Raw genomic sequence first — 22,533 nt, 5'->3', positions numbered from 1 at the left:
AGATGAAAGCAATAAGATACATTATATATACATTACTTCTGCCGCTGATGTTTATAACATCCTGCGATTTGGAAAGAAACCCGATGGACCAGTTTGCCGAAAACGATTTCTGGAACGACGAGGATAATGCCATCCTTGCACTTACAGGAATATACAAATCGAATGTGCTCTTTAACTCACCCGAATACAGCCCAAGCGACTGGTGGACATACGGCGGTTTGTTGTTTATGGAGTTCCCCACCGATAATGCTTACGACCGTAGAGGGAAAAACTCTAACTTTCATAAAATGACGGATGGAACTTTGCTTGCAAATAATGGGTACATCAGTAACCTCTGGAGTAATTCGTATACCAAGATAGCCCGTGCTAATCGGTTTATCGAAGGGATTGATAAGCTTACCAGTGCCCCCGAAACAGCCAGACACCTGAAAGCCGAAGCGCGTTTCTTACGGGCAACCCAGTATTTCTATTTGTCTCAGTTCTGGGGAGATGTTCCTTTGGTTACTAAAACATTAACTAAAGATGAGGCCAACACTGTTACCAAAGCAAAGAAAGCAGATATTATTAATTTTATTATAACCGAGCTTAGAGAAAGCACAACAGATCTTCCACGTTTCAAAGACCTTAAATCAAACGGTAGAGCCTCTAAACAAGCAGCTCTTGCATTTCTGGGCAGAACGCTTATGGCCGATAAACGTTTTGCCGATGCAGCAAGTGTTTATGAAGAAATCATAGAACTCGACGATAACATTATTGATCCCAATTACAGTACCATATTCCTGCCGTCTAACGAAAACAGTAAAGAGAATATCTTCTCGATGCAATATTTGCAAGACCTGGCAGGTAACGCCTTACCCCAACATGCCTTTCCGGTAATGGATGGTGGCTGGTGCTTAATTAATGTAGGTGGTGGTTTATTCGAAGCTTATGAATTTACCGATGGTACCCCTTTTAGTTACGAAAACCCCTTGTATAATCCGGATAACCTTGGCGAGAATCGCGACCCACGCCTGGATTATACTATTTATTACGATGGCGCTTCGTTCCGTGGTAAGGTATATTCCTGCCATCCGGATGCCAACAGTCCCGATAAAGTATCTTCTGGTCAAACTACCCAAACAGGTTTAATGATGCGAAAATACTTTGATGAAGGATTCAACGGCAACCTGAACAGTTATGGAGCCAATGTTCCCATTATCCGTTATGCCGAGGTATTGCTTAGTTATCTGGAGGCCAAGTTGGAAGCAGGAGATGCAATAACCACTACTTTGCTCGACAATACAATAAATAAGGTAAGAGGACGTTCTTCGGTAAATATGCCTGCGGTTACTGAAACAAATGCAGATAAGCTTCGGCCCATTCTGCGTAACGAACGCCGGGTAGAGTTAGGTATGGAAGGTATTCGTTACTGGGACTTGATGCGTTGGGAAATTGCACACGAAGTACTGAACGATAACATTTTTGGTGCACCATTCCCCGGCTCGGAACGTGTTAGCAAACTACCCGATGGAACAGTTGATAAATATGGTAGATGGTATGTAGGTAAAAGAGAGTTTCGCAAGGATAAGGATTACAGATGGCCTGTTCCGCAGAGTGAACAGAATATAAATCCTAATTTGGCGGAATAGATCTAATGTGAAAATGTGAAAATGTGGCAATATGCCAATATACTAATACGACAATGTGCCAATACGAAAATATGGCAATGTAAAAATTAGTAATAAAATTAAAATTAGTAAATTAGCACATTCTTATATTGCCACATTAGCACATTGGCACATTGTCGCATTGGCACATTAATAAATTATACATCATGAAAAAAACGATTGCCCTGAGTTTGGGCACTACCCTACTGGTTTCCTGTGGAGGAAACGAAAAGAAACAAACAGAACAAAGACCCAACGTCATTGTAATACTTGCCGATGACATAGGTTATGGCGATTTAAGCTGCAATGGTGAACCTACCATTCACACCCCAAATGTAGAAAAACTGGCAAGCCGCGGAGTACGCTTTACCGATGCTCATGCTGTTGCCGCCACCAGTACCCCTTCGCGTTATTCGCTGTTAACCGGTCAATATGCCTGGCGAAGAAACGATACAGGTATTGCTACCGGCGATGCGGGAATGGTTATCCGCCCCGAACAAACTACCATTGCCGATATGTTTCGCAACAACGGATACGCAACCGGTGCGGTTGGTAAGTGGCATCTGGGATTAGGCGACAAGGCAGGTACACAGAACTGGAACGGATTTATCACCCCTGGCCCTACAGATATCGGTTTCGATTATTCTTATATTATGGCAGCAACGGGCGACCGTGTACCTTGTGTATATGTAGAGAACCAACGAATAGTAAATCTGGATCCGAATGATCCGATTGAAGTTAGCTACAAAGAACCATTCCCCGGCGAACCGCTTGGAAAAGATCATCCGGAAATGCTGTATGTACAGAAACCAAGTCTTAACCACGGACACAATCAGGCTATTGTAAACGGTATTTCACGTATTGGATACATGAAAGGCGGCAAACAAGCCTTGTGGGTAGACGAAAACATTGCCGACAGCATTACACACCACGCTGTGGAGTTTATTGAAAACAACCACGATAAGCCTTTCTTCCTCTATTTCGCAACCAACGATATTCATGTACCACGTGTACCGCATCCCCGGTTTGCAGGCAAAAGCGGAATGGGTCCACGTGGAGATGCCATTCTTGAGTTCGACTGGAGTGTTGGTCAGATTATGGAAGCACTCGAAAAACACGGATTAACCGAAAACACCCTCATCATTCTTACCAGCGATAACGGCCCGGTTGTAGATGATGGTTATCAAGATCAAGCAGTAGAGTTATTAGGCGATCACCGTCCTTGGGGGCCATTCCGTGGAGGTAAATACAGTATATTCGAAGCCGGAACACGTATTCCATTTGTTGTAAGCTGGCCTGCAGAAACTAAACAAACGGTATCAAGTGCGTTAGTATCGCAAATTGATCTTTTCGGTTCATTAGCAAATCTGCTGGGTGCTGATATACCCGAAGGGGCAGCTCCGGATACAAGAAACCAACTGGATGCACTGTTAGGCAAAGACCTTAAAGGTCGCGATTATATTGTTGAACAGGCTGGTTCCTTATCTGTATCCAATGGTACATGGAAATATATTACACCAGGTAAAGGTGCTGCCTATAACCGGTTAACAAATACAGAGTTAGGTAACAATCCGGAGCCGCAGCTCTATAACCTCAAAGAGGATATTGGCGAAAAGAATAATCTTGCAGCACAATACCCCGAAAAGGTTGAAGAACTAAAGGCTATACTTGAGAAAGAAAGAAGTATTTTGAAACGCTAAGTTACGCTAAGTTACGCGGAGGAACTTTTAATAATAAACTCCGTGTAACTTAGCGTAACTTAGCGTTTAAACAAACCACAACATCATGAAACACCTCCAACTTACCGCAGCCATAGGGGCAGCCCTTCTTCCCCTTGCCTTACAAGCACAAAACGCAGCAAAGAAGCCCCATATCATTTTCATCATGACCGACCAACAACGGGGAGATGCTATGGGCTGTATGGGTAACGAATCCATCCACACCCCAGCCATGAATCAACTGGCTCAGGAAGGTTCTCTATTTACATCTGCCTATACCTCTACCCCAAGCAGTACCCCGGCTCGTGCCGGATTATTAACCGGAATGTCTCCCTGGCATCATGGCATGTTGGGATACGGAAAAGTAGCCGAAGAATACCGCTACGAAATGCCACGCATGTTACGTGATTTGGGATACTATACCTTTGGAATAGGGAAAATGCATTGGAATCCACAAAATGCTCTTCATGGGTTTCATGCCACACTGCTTGATGAAAGCGGACGGGCAGAATCGAAAGATTTTATAAGCGACTATCGCAAATGGTTTCAGGTATTCGCTCCCGGCCTCAATCCCGATGAAACCGGAATAGGATGGAACGCCCACGCAGCCACAACATATAAGTTGGACAAATCTCTACACCCTACCGCATGGACGGGGGAGATGGCCAGAGAATTGATTCGTAATTATGAGTCGGAACAACCGCTTTTCTTAAAAATATCATTTGCTCGTCCGCATAGTCCTTACGATCCTCCACAACGTTATCTTGATCTGTATGCCGATGCAGATATACCAAAACCATTTGTGGGCGATTGGTGTACTGAGTTTGCTAACGAACTTGACCCCTCAAAGGCATCCTCGGATGCACCATTTGCTAACTTCGGCGAGGAGTATGCAGTAAACTCGCGTCGGCATTACTATGCCAATATAACTTTTATTGATGATCAGATTGGAGCAATTATAGATGTGCTCAAACAAAAAGGTATGTACGATAATGCTCTTATTTGTTTTACTGCTGATCATGGTGATATGATGGGTGATCATTACCACTGGCGAAAAACATATCCTTACGAGGGTTCGGCAAAAATACCTTTTATAGTTAAATGGCCCCAATCATTTGGTATTAAGGCAGGGGCAAAGATTGAACAACCTGTGGAACTTCGTGATTTTCTTCCTACATTTATTGATATAGCAGGTAGTACAGTACCCAGCGATATGGATGGAGCTTCTTTGCGTCGGTTGGCCGAAGGCAATACCTCATCATGGCGTAAATACATTGATCTGGAACATGCCACTTGTTACCGTAAAGAGAACTATTGGTGCGCACTTACCGATGGCAAGATTAAATATGTATGGAATTTCAATACAGGGCAGGAACAGCTTTTCGATCTGGTAAAAGATCCCGGTGAACTGCATGAATGTTCCGCAGATAAGAAATATAAAAAGACGTTGGCAGAAATGCGACAGGCTATGATTCAGCATCTCTCCGAACGTGGGGAACCGTATATAAAGGATGGAAACTTAGTGAAGTTATCGTCTACCATATTGTATAGTCCTGCTTATCCAAGATAAATTTTGAACACAGAGTCACAGAGAAACAGAGTTCTTTGTTTTGTGCTGAACACAGAGTTATTGTACGACAAAAGCGAAGCCTCCGTGTTCAGCACAAGGAAAAGCTCCGTGTTTCTGTGTCTCTGTGTTTTAATTCAATTCCTATCTTCCGGAATGCTGGTGTAAAACGGACTAATAAAATTGAGAAAGCCATATTTCACCTCTTCGTTAGGATAGCCGAGGGTATAGGTCTGAAACTCTTTATCGTAACCCTTAATGGTAAGGTATCCGCTTTGATAAATCATTGGGATGGGGTTGTTTTTATCTGCCCGGTCGTTACTGATAGAGTTTGCCGAAACAGTCACTCCATCCAGATCGCGAAGGTCGTGATTAGTTTTCTTCAACATCTCTACCAAAAAAGTGGGTGTGCCGGTTGCAAACCAATGGTAGCGTAGCTTACCACTCGACAGTGCACTCAATACACTGAACGGATTGTAGATACCTTTCGTTTGGTCTTCGTTAAAGAAATAACCATCGTACAATGTAGTGAGTTGCTCCATTGCTCCTTTTACGTCAGTGTCATTAATGTTGGCAAGTTTTTGGAGCCCATGTTGGAAGTTGGTTTCTATCTCATCTTTGGTTAGTCCACAAATGTCGCTAAAACGGGGGTCGAAGCTGATATCGACCAATTGGTTGAGGTTGCTAAAGATACCCATTTGCGCAAACTTGGTGACACCGGTAATAAGGACAAAATGAAGCCATTTATCAGCAGTTTTTAGTACAGTGTAGAAAGCGGTAAGGATGGTCCGGAACTTATCCTGTAGCTCTTCGTCGTGAAAGCTTCGCAACAAAGGCTTGTCGTATTCATCGATGAGCACCACTACTCGACGTCCCGTTTTTAGGTAGGCATGTTCAATTACAGACATAAAACGTCCGGAATGATTGATACCTTTTCCCCCGGTTTCGTAGAGTTCTTCCCATTGCTGGAGTTGTTTTTCGAGCATCTCTAGCAGGTTCTCGCAACTATCGTAACGATCGGCATTCAAGTCGAGATGAATCACCGGATGTATATTCCATGGGGCTTCCCATTTTTCGATGGCTAATCCGTGAAAGAGTTCTTTTTTGCCCATAAAATAGGCTTCGATGGTGGAGAGTAACAGGCTCTTACCAAACCGACGGGGGCGCGAAAGGAAGTAAGGATTACCCAGTTCGATAAGCCGACGGATATGGTGGGTTTTGTCTACATATTCGTAACCTTCTTCACGAAGTTTTTCAAAACTTTGTATACCAATGGGGTAGCGTGGTTCCTTAGTTGTTGGCATGGCTTATCTCTTTTAATGTTCAACGGAAATTCTTTATTACAAAGATACGTCTTTAAAGTATGTATGCAATTAACTCTATGTTGTTTTTTATAGATCGCTTTAGATTGTTTGAAAAAACTCCTCTACACAGAAGTTGAAAAGTCGAAATTTGCCGTCACACCAGCACGCTTCCGTTTATTTGCTTGATTAACAAGCTATTAAAGCGTGCTGGCAAAGTGTGCTGGCAAATATAATTACAATTTGCCAGCACGCTTTCAAATGCACATGAAACTATTAGTTTCATTTTCGTTTCGTTCGTTGAAACAAGTAGTTTCATATATAGGAAACCAACTGTTTCATATATAGAAAACAAGTAGTTTCATATATAGGAAACTGTTGGTTTCCTACCGTGAAACCGTTGGTTTCCTACCGTGAAACTGTTGGTTTCCTACTGTGAAACTGTCGAACCCTAACTTGGGTTGACTCTTTTTCTCTTATCCCTAGAACAGGTTGACCAACTGACCAACTACTAGCTACCAACTACTAGCTACCAGCTACCAACTAGCTACCAACTACTAGCTACTAACTACTACTAACTACTAGTACCTTTAACTTTCCTTAACCTAGGCATCTCTTCTTCCCAAACGTACCAATTATACAAACCTTTATAAATTAACCCATTGGCTAATATGGAATATGATTATCTATTAGTTGGAGCCGGACTATTTAATGCTGTATTTGCATATTTAGCAGCAGAAGACAGGAAGAAATGCTTGGTTGTAGAAAAACGATCCCATATTGGCGGAAATCTCTATACTGAAAAAGTTGAGGGTATTAATGTACATAAATATGGAGCCCATATATTCCATACAAAAAACAAAGATATCTGGGACTTAATGAATCGATTCTGTGAGTTTAATCACTTTGTCAATTCGCCACTGGCAAGATATAAAGACGAATTGATAAAAAGTATTCATGTTAAATGGCAGATTATACAATTGTGGAATACAAAAGTACCTGAAGAAGCCTTAAAGAAGATAGAGTCTCAACGATTGAAAAAACAAACTGCATTTAATTTTGAAGAACAAGCTCTTAAACTAGTTGGTCATGATATATATGTAAAATTACTAAAAGGCTATACTGAAAAACAATGGGGAAAACAGGCAACTGAACTTCCAATGTTTCTTATTGATAGAATACCATTAAGATTTACTTTCAATAATAATTATTTTGAAGATCCATATCAAGGAATTCCAATAGGAGGCTATAATCAAATTTTCGAAGCTTGCTTCCGAAAAGCAGATGTGTTATTAAATACAGATTATTTTAAGAACACTGATTTGCAAAAAAAAGCAGATAAGTTAATCTTCACAGGAATGATAGATCAGTTTTATAACTACTGTTATGGAAATTTAGAGTACAGATCACTTTATTTTGAAGAAGAAGTTTTGGATATAGAAAATTTTCAGGGAAATGCAGTAGTGAATTATATAGATAAAGAAACTCCTTTCACACGAATTATTGAGCATAAACATTTTGAATTTGGAAAGCAATCTAAAACAGTTATTACAAAAGAATATCCTGTTGCTTGGCAAAATGAAATGGAACCTTATTATCCAATTAATACCACAAAAAACAATGAATTATATAACAGATATGTTGCACTATCAAAAAGAAATGCTCAAATATATTTTGGAGGAAGACTTGGAGCGTATAAATATTATGATATGGATAAAACAGTTAAAGCATCCATACAACTTTATCATGAAATAAATAATTATCAGCCTTAAATTCTTTACATATGGAAGGTTTTTCAGTAATTATGCCTACTTACAATCAGGTAACTTATATACGCAGAGCTATAATGAGTTTGCTACAGCAAACTTTTAAAGGTTGGGAATTGATTATTATCAATGATGGTTGTACGGATGATACAGAAGAATATATACAGGACTTCCTGTCAAACCAACAGATTATTTATCTGAAAAACTCCAGAAATGAAGGACTAGGATATACATTGAATCGGGGACTTGAAAAAGCAAAATATAATTATATAGCATATTTGCCGTCTGATGATTTCTATTATAACAATCATTTAGCTGTATTATATGATACACTTGAGAAATCTCCTGAATGTATACTTGCTTTTTCTAAAGCCAGATCCGAAATAAATGATTCAATGGTAGCAGAATATAGATCAGCTCTAAATGGTGTATTTAATAAGCATAGTCTGCAATTAGTTCAGGTAGTACATAAAAAGACAACAGATAGGTGGATAACCCGTGATGAGTGGGTTTCTGATAATTATTTTGATTTGTTTTGGCACAAACTTTCAGATAAAGGAATGTTTGTTTATGCGAATGAAGAGACATCCGGATGGACGATACATGCAAACCAATATCATCAATTAGTAAATGAAGATTATGGGGGTGGATTGAATATATACAGACAGTATTATAACATCCAAGATCCTATAAAGCTAAAGGTGTCAAAGCATAAATTTATTGATGAGGTTGAGTTGTATAAGAATTATACTACAAAAGAAAGTAAAGTAACCTCTGAACCATCGTTGAAAATTCTTATAGTTGGTGAATTAGCATATAATCCAGAACGAATATTTGCATTTGAAGAACAAGGCCATAAATTATTTGGTTTGTGGATGAGAAAGCCTACTTATAGTTTTTCAACTGTTGGCCATTTACCTTTTGGCAATATAACCGACATACCATATCACGATTGGGAAGCAAAAGTAAAAGAAATAAAACCAGATATAATTTATGCTACACTAAATTATGGTGCAGTACCTTTGGCATACGAAGTTCATCAAAAAATGCCTGGTATACCATTTGTCTGGCATTTTAAAGAGAGTCCATCTGTATGCCGGAAAAACGGAACATGGGAAAAACTTATAAATCTGTATACACATGCTGATGGAAAGATATATTTAAACCCGGAATTGAAATTGTGGTATGAACAATTTATTCCACAGAAAGGATTATCCTTTATTATGGATGGTGATATGCCTAAGGCTGACTGTTTTACAGATAACTTTTCACCTCGTTTATCTCAGTTGGATGGAGAAATTCATACAGTAGTTCCGGGCCGTATGGTGGGAATAGATATTTCTGCTTTGAAAGTATTAGCCGAAAATAAGATTCATGTTCATTTATATACTGAGAATTACTATAAAAGTCGTGATGATTTAAATAAAGAAGCCCAAAGAAACGCTCCCGGATACTTTCATACACATCCTCATTGTGCAGCTGATAGGTGGGTGGAAGAATTTTCCCAATATGATGCCGGCTGGTTGCATTGCTTCAATAGTCAAAACAAGGGGAAAATAATGGATACCGGTTGGAACGATTTAAATATGCCGGCAAGAATGAACACACTTGCTGCAGCAGGATTACCTATGATCCAAAAAGATAATAGTGAACATATAGTGGCAATGCAATCACACATCCGGAAGAATAACTTAGGAATATTCTTTAATACATATGAAGAATTATCTATGAAACTAAAGGATGATAAACTTGTGGATACATTAAGAGAAAATGTCAGGAATTATAGACTCTCATTTACATTCGATTATTATGTAAAAGACTTGATCGATTTCTTCCGAAAAGTTATTCAATATAAAAAAGACAATGCATAATATGTTTAAAAGTATATTAAGACAAATAGCAAACACACTCTATGTAAATGCACAATTCATTGATCAATATGGTTTGCTAACAGGTAAGCTTGGAATTGTTCTGTTCTTTTATAGATATAGTAGATTTACAGGGAATAGCATTTATTCGGAGTTCGCAGATGAATATATAGACAATCTATTCGGAAACATAACAAGCAATCACGAAAAAGATTTTGCCGAAGGATTATCTGGAATTGGTTGGGGAATAGAATATTTAATAAGAAATAATTTTGTAGAAGCCGACAATGATATATTGGATGAAATGGATGCTGAGATTGGCAAAATGACTATTGAAGATTTTGTAACTGAGTTAAATAATGATATACCTTTATTTTCAAAAGGACTTTATTTTCTGAGTAGGGAAAATAGAGGAGTAATTTTAGAAACATTAGCACAATGTAAAGAATTCCTAATTACTAGTTCTAAGACTGAGCAAATAATACCTATGTCATATTTAAATTCTATTATTTATTTCCTGAACAAAGTCAAAGAAATGAATATAGGATCTAATAGTTGTAATCAGGTACTGAAAGAAGTATTCATCTATATTTCCAATAGAATAAATCACTTCTCGGATTTGGACCTCCTTATATTTAAGCATAATATTAAAACAATGGATGATCATGATGAATGGCACAAGTTGATTGAAAATTATAAGTCTGATTATAAACCGGATATATTAGAACAAGGCTGGATAAATTTGATTTACCAATATGAATCGGGCAATGATTCTGAACTGGCATCTATTGATCTTCAGGGTATATTAATCAATCAACTTCAAAATCCGGACACTTCTGATTTAGCAATATATAGAGGCATTGCCGGCGTTGGCCTTGCACTTCTTGCACCACAAATGGAGGATAAAGTCTCAGTAACTTATTATCAAACATCTACAGATGTATTATATCTCAGTTCATTTATTATGAATCATGGTGCTTCAATAGCAGCATATAGAATTCATTCAGGATTAAGAAAGATTGGCCTTCATTCTAAAATGTTAGTATTAGAGTCCGGATTGTCATCCAGAGAAAATTCATCAGAAGAAATCTATGTTGTATCTCCCGAAGAGGATGAACAGTATGGATATTATCACGAAATGAAACCTACAAATGTATACCCCCAATATGTAATAGCATCCAATAGCTTTGCTCCCGGCACTGCAGGTGTTCATATCGATAGGTATATAGATGAATTTGATCCTAAAATAATTCAATTGCATTTTATTAATGCGGGCTTTATTAATATTGAAGAAATAGGTAAGATACGAAAGAAAATTGTTTGGCGTTTACCCGATTGTTGGGCTTTTACCGGTGGTTGCTATTATTTTGGAGATTGTAATAGATATATTACAGGATGTGGCAAATGTCCGAAACTAGGATCAAATGATGAAAATGATTTATCCAGTGAAATATGGAAACGTAAGGAGAAAGCTTGGAGCATGATTGATATGACAATTGTGGTTCCTACTCTCTGGATGAAAGAAAAAGTATTAAGTAGCACACTGTTAAAAGATAGAGATGTATATGTTATTCCTAATGGTATAAATCTTGAAGAGTTTTATCCTATCACTAAAACAACTGCAAGGCAGGAATTGAGTATTCCATCAGATAAGAAGATAATTCTTTTTGGGGCAACCAGAGCAATGAATGATCCAAGAAAGGGATTTGCTCTATTACTAAAAGCATTGCAGTTTTTATCGGAAATGCATAAAAATGAATACTTCTTTTTAGTTTTCGGAGCTGAATATCAAACTCTGGATTTAAATATTCCTACCAAATTTATGGGACAGATCCAAGAAAACAAAACACTAAGACTGGCCTACTCGGCAGCCGATGTAATGGTTGTTCCATCATTAGAGGAGGCATTTGGGCAAACTGTTATTGAGGCAATGGCATGTGAAACTCCAGTAGTGTCATTTCGTAAGACAGGGCCGGAAAGTATTATTGATCATAAAGAGACAGGATATCTGGCTCGCTATGCTGATGTTGCTGATTTGGCACATGGAATTGAATGGACATTAAGTTCCGATGAACTAAATGACTATTTATCTAAAAATGCGAGATGCAAAGTTGCAACCACTTATGATATAACATTAGTTGCGCAACAGTATAAGGAGTTATATCATAAATTAAAGTCTCAAATAGTAAACTAAAAATATCATTGCCGGGTATGCGGTAGGCAATGAGTCCTGTATGGGAAATAAACTACCGCTTTAATTAAATTCATGTTTTATGAAAAAACTTGGTAAGCTGAATCTGCTAAAAAATGCGGAAGTGCTGGAAAAAAGTGAGATGAAGAAAGTGATTGGAGGAGGATCTTGGGACTGTGGTCGGTCCAAATATGGATACTCAAGCAGTGAGTTTCTTGATGTTCCTCCTAGCTTGGGATATTCTTGGTGCGCTTTTTGGCATGCTGCAGGATGGACTTGTAGATGTGTAAGTAATTATTAGAAACATATTCATGGCTGTAATCAGCCATGAATATTACATTAGTAAATATGAAAAAAACATTACTAATTCTGCTCTCAATAACATTATTGTCTTATGATAATGGGAGTAAAGATGTCTTTATTATAGATATAGATAAGAGCATTAGGGAAAATATACTGATGAGTAGTTTATTTGAGAGTGTAGAATATATTTCTTTAGAATTATCAGAAAATAGCATATTGTCAAATAACATAACAGTTTTCTTGCGTAATCAAAATCTGGTTGTTATAAATATGTTGAATGATGCACACTTATATGAGAGAAACTCTGGAAAACATATTAGAGAAATAAGTAAATTTGGTCAAGGTCCCGACGAATATGCTTTCTATCCTGTATATTATGACAAACGGAACGATCTTCTGGTTACAAATAATGTAAGAGATTGGCGAATGATTGATGTTGAAACAAACAAAACAGCTATCACAGTAATCAAACCGCGAACCAAATATAGAAACGAAAACAAACATCAAGGTAGTATTGCAAATCCATACATGTACAATTCAGACGTTTTCATTGGTTACACCAATAATATTACAGGAATTTATCCGGATGTATTGGCGTTTTTTTATGGAGATGGAGAAGTATTTAAAACATTTCCTAATTATCATTTTTATGAAAAAAGAAGTAGGGATACGCCTAGTGATTATGGAATATTTTATGAAAGAAACAAAAATATCTATTTTAAAGCACCTCCCTCGGATACTGTTTTTTGTGTAAAGAATGAACTTGTACCTCACATTATTTTTAGGATTACCAATAATGATACAAAGATAAAATATGAAAATATAAATATAGGTGGTGAGATGTTTGTAATTGAAAACAAGGCAAAAGATTTTCGATCAGTTTGGTTAGTTAATGAATCTGATAATTTTATCTATTTTAATCTGAGAACAAATTCCACTTTCAAAGCATGCTATTATGACAAAAAAACAAAGAAAACGTATATTCCTTTAAGTGAGAAAAATAAAGCCGGTTTTATAAATGATATGGATGGACTTCCCGATTTTCATCCTTTGGGTATAAGTGGCAACGAACTGATTGGCTATTATCTTCCTGAAGATATAATGATGTATAAAGATAAAAAGAATCTGAGTGAAAAAGCTCAGAAACTAATAAGTGAAACAAAGGAGGACGATAACCCTATTGTGGTAATTGCACGAATAAAGAATTGAATCCTCAAATAATTTGAAAATATCGTGCAAAGGCAAAAAGAATCTGAGTGAAATAATTTAAAAATATCATTGCCGGATATGCGGTAGGGCAATGAATCCTACAATAGGAAATAACTATCGCTTAATTAAATACATGTTTTATGAAAAAACTTGGTAAGCTGAATCTGTTGAAAAATGCAGAGGTGCTAAAAGGAGATGAAATGAAATTGATTAAAGGTGGCTTTAGCGATTTTAGATGTTGCTGTGGAATGGGGTATTCAACAGGTCCTTGTTTCACAATATGGGCCGACAGTGCTTCTCAAGCTTCTGCTCAGTTAGTAGCAGGAGGCTATTGTTCTTATGGTGGCGGTTGCTTCCTGTAAATCTACAAATAGAGGGTGTGTCAATACACTCTCTAAAATTTAATTCTAATGAAATATAGAATATTGTTTTTTTTAATATTGATAACCCTGTTTATTTCATGTGATTCAAACAAACTGGATTCTATACTCTCAGTGTCAATTTCTAATTTACCAATTGACTTCCTTAATATAAGCGAAGTTACAAATGAGATAATACCCATAGAGTTAGAATTAACAGATGAGAGTATAATAGGAGAATGGCAACAAGGCTATCGTATTATTATATCAAAAAAGCATATTGTTTTTTTTGATAATAATAATAATACTCCTAAAATACTTCTATTTACAGAAGATGGCAGGTTTGTTCGTGTCATTGGAAAAAAGGGACAAGGTCCCGGTGAATATACCTCTATTGGAGATATTGCGGTAGATGAAATGAAAAATTTAATTTATATTATTTGCCCAACAAAGATACTTACTTTCAGTTTTGATGGAGAATTAATTGCAGAACATCTATCTTCTTTGAAGCTTTATGAGGAAGCGAATTTTATGAATGGTGAATTACAATTACTTGTGTCAAGTATTCATCAAGAAAGGGAAAGGGAATATGTGCGAAGAGTAAATTTGTTCACAGCAAATGAAAATATAATAACTATTGACAGTATGTCAATATTTGAAGAATCACTCAAACAGAAAGTAATAGTTACTCCAACAGTGAGAGACTATTTGACATTCTCCGATGGAAAAAAATATTTGTATTATCCTATAGAGTTAGGCCGTTTAGATATCCCGAATTTCTGTGATACTTTATTTGAAATTAAGAATCAACAGTTAATACCTTCTGTGAAAATTATTTTTGATGGAAAATATATGAGACCCACATCTGTATTTAAAACATCACGATTTGTTTTTGTTATTGGTCATAGAATTGATTATAGGGAGTGTTCTTTTTGTTATGATGCTGATACTGAAAGAACTTATAATCTAACAGATGGATTTATGGATGATATTCATACTAACACCAAAGTGAGAATACGACCAAATCCTTTAAATAGCAATCTGTTCTATTATCTATTTAACAATATTGGAGGAGATGGCGAAGAGCTAAATCCAACACTTTTTATAGGAAAATTTAAATTATGAAAAACGATTCAAACCTATTAACTACCATACTAAATGAACTAGGAGTTAAACACACTAAAACGTTCACAACCGATTACTATGAACAACATCCACATAAAAATAATTTATTTGGAATATCTCAAATGCTTACGGATTATGAGATAGAAAACGAAGGGCTCCGATTTGCAGATAAAGCAAGTATTGTTAATGAACTTCCTACACCATTAATAGCTCAGGTTAGTAATGATTTTGTTGTAGTGCGGAAAATAGATACGGAAAATGTAGAATATATTTGGAAGCAAAAGAAAATAAATGTATCAATTGCCGAATTTCTTAGAGTCTGGTCGGGTGTTGTTCTTATTGCCGAATCGGATAAATGCTCCGTTGAACCGGATTACAAGAACAATCGTAAAGTTGAACTCTGGAAACAGGTAGGATATCATTTTCTTTGGGCAGTCATTTTCCTATTAATATCTATTGCATTTATAAAATTAGAATTATGGAAGCAACCAGGGATGTGTTTTGCATTTCTTTTCAATGCCTTGGGACTTTATATTAGTTATTTGTTGTTTTTAAAGCAAATTCATACTCACAATGAAATTGCCGATAAAGTGTGTTCACTTTTCCTGAAAAAAGGAGATTGTAATGATATACTCGATTCTAGTGTAGCAAAGTTATGGGGTATTATTAGCTTAAGTGAAGTTGGTTTGGCATATTTTTCATCGAATATAATCATAATATTCTTTTTCCCGGTTTTATATCCTTTTGCAGTACTTATTAATTTATGTGCTCTTCCATTCACATTGTGGAGTATATGGTATCAGAAATTTCGTGCTCGGCAGTGGTGTCCCCTCTGTGTTATTGTTCAGGTAATAATATGGTTATTATGTGTGGTAAATTATATTTCAGGATTAATAGTACAACCATTAATAACCTTGGAAAATATTCTATTAACAGGGTGTATATATGCCTTACCACTTTTAATGCTTAAAAATATTGTTCCATATATTGTTGGCTCAAGAGAACATAAAAACGTACTTCGGGAACTTAATAGTATGAAAGCCAATGAAGAAATATTTAAAATGATGCTCATGTCCAATAAGAAACATGAGGTAGATAAAACTAACTCCAATGTATTATTGGGAAATCCGGAAGCGAATAATCTAATAACTATTGTAACAAATCCACATTGTACACCTTGTGCCAGAATGCATAAACAAATAGTGAATCTGATAAAAAAAGCAGCCAATGATTATTGTGTTCAGTTTGTTCTCACTACATTTAGTAAAGACAAAGAAGATATACACAAATTATTTATAGCTTCATATTCACAAAACGATAAATCAGAATTTCTTGTTTTTCTTGATAACTGGTATCGCTATGGACAATATAATGAGGATGATTTTTTGAAGAAAAATTTGTTTGACAATAATAATACAGATCTTACAGATGAGTTGAATAGGCATAAGGAATTTATCGAAAGAACTGGTATCCGAGCTACTCCGACAATCTTATTTAATGGATATGAGATGCCTCTTTCAAAGTATGGTTTGAATGATCTGGTTTTGCTAAAAGGAATAAGTATTTTGTAAATTATCCCTCCTTTACAATTGTATCTTTCTTTATGTCTATTTATTTATTTAACTTTCCTTAACCTAGGCGTTCTTCTCTCTCAAACGTACCAACTATACAACCTGCGAAAAACAACCCCCAAATATAAATTCAATAGGGTAATTATATATGTGAGTAGAAAAGTAATTGTTAATCTTTTAAAACGATGCCTATGATATGAATGTTAAAACCAAAAAACCGGAAAGTGGTTGCAACACTTCCCGGTTATTAAAGTCAACACCCGACTTATTACCACTAAACTTTCTAAGTATTAACTTTAACGTATTACAAAAGTATGAAAAACATTTTGTATGGTAAATCAATTAACACAAACTATTTACTATTTAAAAACACATTACGAATAATGAAGATACTATTTGTACTCCTCTTCGTATGTAGTCTGAGTTTATATGCTAATGACGCATACTCGCAGAAAGTGACCATGAATGTGAGGAACTCTACAGTTCTTGACATTTTGCAGGAAATTGAAGACAAAACAGATTATCTTTTTGTGTATAACAAAGAAGATCTGGATTTGAATCGTGAAGTATCGGTAGCCGCTGATGATAAGATGATTACCGATGTATTAAGAGACATTTTTAACAATACAGGTATTACCTATATTGTTGAAGGCAAAAATGTTGTATTAGTAAAAAAAGCCCAGCAACAGAACACCCGTAGAATTACCGGAACAGTTGTTGATAACTATGGCGAACCTGTAATCGGGGCTAATGTTATGGAGAAAGGAACAACCAACGGAACAATTACCGATATAGATGGTAACTTCTTGTTGAATGTTTCGGCTAATGCCATTTTAAATGTATCCTTTATAGGATATATCTCGCAAGAAATTCCAGTAGGTACTTCTTCAACTATCAATGTAAAGTTGGTTGAAGATGCTAAAACACTGGAAGAAGTTGTGGTGGTAGGATATGGAACTATGCGGAAGAAAGACTTGACAGGTTCTGTGGTTCAAATCCGCCCGGATAAGCTTGCCAATGATAACCCCAAAACCGTACAAGACGTTTTACGTGGTACACCTGGTTTAACAATCGGTTATGGCGAAGGCGATGCCGGAGCAAAAGGTGGTGGTAGCATGAGTATTCGCGGACAACGTTCGGTTTACGATAAAGGTGGACACAACGATCCGTTAATTATTCTCGATGGTATGTTCTTTTATGGTGAACTTTCTGAAATCAATCCGGATGACATTGGCCAGATTGATGTTTTGAAAGATGCTTCGGCAGCAGCGGTTTATGGAGCACGGGCTGCTAACGGTGTAGTAATTATTTCCACAAAGAAAGGTAAACAAGGAAAACCGGTGGTGAATTTTACTGCCAATGTGGGGATGACTCAGAAAGCTGCTTATCGCGACAGATTCTCTCCTAATGATTATCTACAGCACTATGTAGACTGGTTGGAGAAGAATACGTATGGTGTAAATGCCGAAACAGGCGAATATGCAGCTTACTCACGACCAGGAAATGAATATACCCAAAAACCAGAATTCTTCCGCAATCCTAGTAATCTTTCGGGAACATCGTTAGATGAATGGAGAGCGTATACTACCAATAAGGATGGCGAATCGGATATGTCTATTTGGGCTAAACGTTTAGGCTTTAAAGAAGGCCAAATACTAAATAACTTATTAGCTGGTAGAACTACAAACTGGCAGGATGAGGCTTTCCGTCTGGGTTTCAATCAAGACTACAATGCCAGTGTTAGTGGTGCTACCGAAAAAATAGATTATTATTTATCGTTAGGTTATTTGCGCAACGAAGGTGCTTTTGTTGATGATACCTATCAGGCTATTCGTGCTAACATGAAGATTAATGCTAAGGTAACCAATTGGCTCGAAGTTGGTGCCAACGTAAACTTTCAGGATCGTTCGGATGGCGAAATCGGCATGAATAAAGGTGGATTCATGGAAAACAGCCCTTATGGTATGTTGAAAGATGAGAACGGAAATTACCTGCAAGATCCAATGAACTTTGAGTACAATCGTACCAACGAAACAAACTGGTATTTTGAAAAACAATTTTTGGAACTAGAAAAAGGATATACCATCTTTAATACGATATTTAATGCTAAAGTGAAACTACCTTTCAACATTACTTATCAATTTAATGCTTCTCCGCGTTTCCAATTTTTCTACGACCGTTATTTCATGTCGGCCGAGCGTCCAAATAGTAATGCAGCCGATCGTGGTGTAAACCGTGAATCGGGTAAACGTTTCGACTGGTCGTTGAATAACACAATTACCTGGGATCAGATGTTTGCAGATAAACATCACGTAATCCTTACATTGGCGCAAGAGGCTGAAGAACGTCAGTATTGGTCGGATCGTATTGAGGCTCGTAACATTTTGCCTTCGGATGCACTTGGATTTCACAATACCCAAAACGGTACCAAAGAAAACAGTAGTTTTAAAACAGACGATAATCATCAAACAGCTGATGGTTTAATGGCACGTGCATTCTATTCGTACGACGATCGTTATATGGTAACTGCTACAGTTCGTCGCGATGGTTATTCGGCTTTCGGTGCTTCTAATCCGTATGCATGGTTCCCTTCGGGTGGTGTGGCTTGGACATTCTCTAACGAAGATTTCTGGAAGCAATTCAGTCATATAATGAGTTTCGGAAAGCTACGTGTATCTTACGGTAAAAATGGTAACCGCTCTTTAGAGAATCCTTATGAGGCACTTGCTAACTTGTATCCGGGTGGTGGAAAAATGCAAGGGTATATAACATCTTCGGGCGATATGTATTTGATGCGCTACCTCATGGCTCAGCGTATGTCTAACCCCAATTTGCAATGGGAGAAAACCCAATCGTGGAATCTTGCTTTAGACTTTGGATTCCTGAACGATCGTATTACAGGTACTTTAGAGTATTACCGAATGAGTACTAAAGATATGATTATGAGCCAACCTCTGCCTAACTTTACCGGATTCGATAACATCACAACCAATCTGGGACAGGTAGATAACAATGGTTTTGAATTGTCATTGAATACGCTGAATATCGATAATAAGGATTTCCAATGGAACACTACTTTTAGCCTTTCGTACAACCAGAACAAAATTAAACATCTGTTTGGCGACCGTCAGAATATATTAGATAGTAGTGGAAACATTATAGGCGATAAAGAGGCCGATTATATTTCGGGTGGTTGGTTTATTGGCAAACCAATCAGTCAGATCTGGAATTATAAAGTAACAGGCATCTGGCAAAAAGATGAAATAGAAGAAGCTAAGAAATATGGTCAGATACCGGGTGACCCTAAAGTATGGAATAATCCGGAAAACGACCAGTACGATGCTGAAGGAAACTTAGTGAAGGTTATATATGATAATGACGATAAAGTATTTCTGGGACAAAAAACACCTCCTGTAACCTGGGCGTTGCGTAACGACTTTACGTTGTGGAAAGACCTGACCGTTTCTGTCAATATCTACTCTCGCATGGGTCATAAGAGCCTGGAAACCATGTACCTGAATAACGACGATGATGGTGGCGGCATGACTCATAGAATGGTAAACAAAAATGAAAAAGAATACTGGACTGTTGATAATCCAACCAACAAGTATGCACGTATCGAAGCACAAGGACCTGAGGGAGCCAGAAGTCCGGGGAAATTATACGATCGTTCGTTCATTCGTTTAGAAAACATTTCTATTGGTTATACATTACCCAAACTGTGGACAAAGAAATTTGATGTTGACCGTGTGAAATTATATGGAACTATTCGAAATGTAGCTACATGGGCTAAAGACTGGAAGTGGTATGGTGACCCTGAAACGGGTAACTTCTCTTCACGTATTTACACACTGGGAGTTAACTTGACATTTTAAATAGATTAAAGTAACAGATATGAAAAAATTAATTCAAAAATATATTTATAAGAGTTTCACTCTTCTGGCAAGTGCTTCACTTGTACTGTCTGGTTGCGCAGAGAGCTTTCTTGATCCGGACCCTCAAACAATGTTTAAACCTGATGTTGTTTTTAATACAGAGAGTGGTCTCGAATCTGTATTGGCAATCTGCGACCGCCAACTTAAACGTTATTATGTGAGCGAAGACTCCAGAGAAATGATTGCGTTGGCTACAGAGTATACCTTCTCTGATCTGATGGTGCCTTCTGCTACTGATAAAAACGGTTTGTTGGATAATGTAGATAATCTGTTAAGGCCGAATAGTGATCAGACTGATGAAAAGAATCTGGGCCGCACAAACAGTATCTGGTTCTTCTGGCGACAAAACTATGAAGGAATCAGAAATGCCAATACCATTCTTTCGTTTATTGATGGGGTAGCTCTCGACGAGAAAGTTAAGAACGCATATATTGGTCGTGCCTACTTTCACCGTGCCTATCGTTATTATGCAATGGTGTTTCAATGGGGCAATGTACCTTTGTTAACAAAACTAACCGATTCGCCCAAACAGAATTTCCGCTCTACTAACCGTGATGCTATCTTGAAGAAAATGGTTTTAGATATGGAATTTGCTATAGAGTGGGTACCCGATCAAAAAGATATGGAGTATGTTGGTATGGTAAATAAAGGAGCTTGCCGTATGCTGCTTTCCAAACTCTATCTGTCTATTGGCGAATATGCAAAAGCAAAGGAACAATTAGATATACTGATTGAACAGTCTGGCTACTCCTTGATGACTAATGAGTTTGGTGTATTTAATGAAGGTAATGAGCCAAAAGCGTGGCCTATCACTCGTAATGTTATTTGGGACTTACACCGTGCGGAAAATAAGTTGATACCCGGCAACAAGGAAGTTATCATGGGTATGCCTAATCGGGGTGCAGAAAAAGAATCGTTTATCAGAATGTTGAGTATGCGTATCTTCTATCCGTTCTACTTCGATAAAAAGGTGAAGTCGCCCGATGGTATGCAAGCTTTGAGAAACTTCACACGTAATGACAAGAACTATGATGTTAACTTCGATTATATGCGCGGACTTGGACGCGGCATCTCTACTTTCCGCCCAACTTGGTTTTATACACATACTTTGTGGTCGGTAAATGGTAAAGAGGATAAAACAGATTTACGTCATAGTTCATCATCGGGTAACTGGATGCGTATGGAAGATTTGCGTTACAACAATCCGGAATCTTCTTATTTCGGACAAAATTTAATGCTTCACCATCCTGAAACGAATGCTCTTCTATGTGCTGATACCATTCGTCGTTGGTACGATGTACCTCATTATATTTTCTGTTTAGACGATCCTGTAAATCAGGCAAACAAATCCAACAATGGTCTTGAAGGTGCTACCGAAGGTGGTGTTGCCGACTGGTATCTCTATCGTTTGGCCGAAGCTTACCTGTTGCGTGCCGAAGCTAAATTCTATGTAAACCCCAATGACCCTACCATTAAGGACGATTTAAATATTATCAGAGAACGTGCACAATGTTCCGAACTTTATACTGGAGCATGTACTATTGGTGATATTATGAATGAACGTGCCCGTGAACTTTTCTTTGAAGAGTGGCGTAATGTAGAGTTAACCCGTGTTTCTCTCTGTTTGGCTCGTAGCGGTCAACCCGATGAATGGGGAAATACATACGATTTGGCCACATTTGATAAGCAAACCGGTACCGACCTTCAAGGCGGTAGCTATTGGTATCAACGCTGTGTAAAATATGGTATGTACAACAAGGGAGTAACAATCCGTGTAGATGCTACCAATACAGACTTAGATTACATTATGGGTAAACATAATATCTACTGGCCGATTCCGGAAAAAGCCATTGTTTCTAACAACAAAGGCAAGTTGTATCAAAATTACGGTTACGACGGTTACGACCCCGCTACCCCAATATGGGAAACATGGGAAGAAGCTGTTGCCGACGAAGATAAAACAGAATAACCCTT

At 37.4% G+C, this 22,533-nt stretch carries 13 protein-coding genes and 1 pseudogene; 13 read left to right on the top strand and 1 reads right to left on the bottom strand.

Annotated elements, in window-relative coordinates; translation table 11 throughout:
- Nucleotides 1-2: 2 nt before the first annotated feature.
- The 3 genes from D0T85_RS03335 (at nucleotide 3) to D0T85_RS03325 (ending at nucleotide 4,934) form a co-directional block, all read left to right on the top strand.
- The gene (locus D0T85_RS03335; RefSeq protein ID WP_163210240.1) at nucleotides 3-1,628 is read left to right on the top strand and encodes a RagB/SusD family nutrient uptake outer membrane protein; all 1,626 of its coding nucleotides are present in this window, start codon (nucleotides 3-5) and stop codon (nucleotides 1,626-1,628) included.
- Nucleotides 1,629-1,813: 185 nt separating this feature from the next.
- The gene (locus tag D0T85_RS03330; RefSeq protein ID WP_163210238.1) at nucleotides 1,814-3,346 is read left to right on the top strand and encodes an arylsulfatase; all 1,533 of its coding nucleotides are present in this window, start codon (nucleotides 1,814-1,816) and stop codon (nucleotides 3,344-3,346) included.
- 85 nt (nucleotides 3,347-3,431) lie between these two features.
- Nucleotides 3,432-4,934: an arylsulfatase gene (locus D0T85_RS03325; protein ID WP_163210236.1), complete on the top strand. Its 1,503-nt coding sequence runs from the start codon at nucleotides 3,432-3,434 to the stop codon at nucleotides 4,932-4,934.
- Between the two features lie 146 nt (nucleotides 4,935-5,080).
- Here D0T85_RS03325 and D0T85_RS03320 read toward each other — a convergent pair.
- Nucleotides 5,081-6,235: pseudogene (locus D0T85_RS03320) on the bottom strand (AAA family ATPase); the annotation flags it as partial.
- Between the two features lie 668 nt (nucleotides 6,236-6,903).
- Between D0T85_RS03320 and glf the strand changes: the two are divergent.
- The 10 genes from glf to D0T85_RS03270 all read left to right on the top strand — a co-directional run bounded on the left by glf (nucleotide 6,904) and on the right by D0T85_RS03270 (nucleotide 22,528).
- Nucleotides 6,904-8,004 (top strand): UDP-galactopyranose mutase, encoded by a 1,101-nt coding sequence (gene glf / locus D0T85_RS03315; RefSeq protein ID WP_163210232.1) that lies wholly within the window; start codon nucleotides 6,904-6,906, stop codon nucleotides 8,002-8,004.
- Between the two features lie 11 nt (nucleotides 8,005-8,015).
- Nucleotides 8,016-9,869 carry a glycosyltransferase family A protein gene (locus D0T85_RS03310; protein ID WP_163210230.1) on the top strand — a complete coding sequence of 618 codons (1,854 nt, stop codon included), beginning with the start codon at nucleotides 8,016-8,018 and terminating at the stop codon, nucleotides 9,867-9,869.
- A 1-nt stretch (nucleotide 9,870) separates the two neighbouring features.
- Complete coding sequence (locus tag D0T85_RS03305) at nucleotides 9,871-12,060, top strand: glycosyltransferase (RefSeq protein WP_163210228.1); 2,190 nt, start codon at nucleotides 9,871-9,873, stop codon at nucleotides 12,058-12,060.
- Nucleotides 12,061-12,139: 79 nt separating this feature from the next.
- Nucleotides 12,140-12,358 carry a TIGR04149 family rSAM-modified RiPP gene (locus D0T85_RS23165; RefSeq protein WP_163210226.1) on the top strand — a complete coding sequence of 73 codons (219 nt, stop codon included), beginning with the start codon at nucleotides 12,140-12,142 and terminating at the stop codon, nucleotides 12,356-12,358.
- A 47-nt stretch (nucleotides 12,359-12,405) separates the two neighbouring features.
- The gene (locus D0T85_RS03295) at nucleotides 12,406-13,569 is read left to right on the top strand and encodes a 6-bladed beta-propeller (RefSeq protein ID WP_163210223.1); all 1,164 of its coding nucleotides are present in this window, start codon (nucleotides 12,406-12,408) and stop codon (nucleotides 13,567-13,569) included.
- A gap of 140 nt (nucleotides 13,570-13,709) precedes the next feature.
- Nucleotides 13,710-13,931 (top strand): hypothetical protein, encoded by a 222-nt coding sequence (locus D0T85_RS03290; RefSeq protein ID WP_163210221.1) that lies wholly within the window; start codon nucleotides 13,710-13,712, stop codon nucleotides 13,929-13,931.
- Nucleotides 13,932-13,979: 48 nt separating this feature from the next.
- Complete coding sequence (locus D0T85_RS03285) at nucleotides 13,980-15,053, top strand: 6-bladed beta-propeller (protein WP_163210219.1); 1,074 nt, start codon at nucleotides 13,980-13,982, stop codon at nucleotides 15,051-15,053.
- Nucleotides 15,050-16,624 carry a vitamin K epoxide reductase family protein gene (locus D0T85_RS03280; RefSeq protein ID WP_163210217.1) on the top strand — a complete coding sequence of 525 codons (1,575 nt, stop codon included), beginning with the start codon at nucleotides 15,050-15,052 and terminating at the stop codon, nucleotides 16,622-16,624. Before D0T85_RS03285 ends, D0T85_RS03280 begins: the two co-directional genes overlap by 4 nt.
- 314 nt (nucleotides 16,625-16,938) lie before the next feature.
- Nucleotides 16,939-20,499, top strand: a complete 3,561-nt coding sequence (locus D0T85_RS03275; protein WP_370459925.1) for a SusC/RagA family TonB-linked outer membrane protein — start codon at nucleotides 16,939-16,941, stop codon at nucleotides 20,497-20,499.
- Between the two features lie 19 nt (nucleotides 20,500-20,518).
- On the top strand, nucleotides 20,519-22,528 hold the full coding sequence (locus D0T85_RS03270; RefSeq protein WP_163210215.1) for a RagB/SusD family nutrient uptake outer membrane protein: 2,010 nt from the start codon (nucleotides 20,519-20,521) through the stop codon (nucleotides 22,526-22,528).
- Nucleotides 22,529-22,533: the final 5 nt, after the last annotated feature.

The sequence above is a fragment of the Bacteroides sp. 519 genome (assembly GCF_010500955.1).
Lineage (GTDB): Bacteria > Bacteroidota > Bacteroidia > Bacteroidales > Bacteroidaceae > Bacteroides.
The sequence above is the reverse complement of the archived record's forward strand: the minus strand, read 5'-3'. Positions and strand labels throughout refer to the sequence as shown.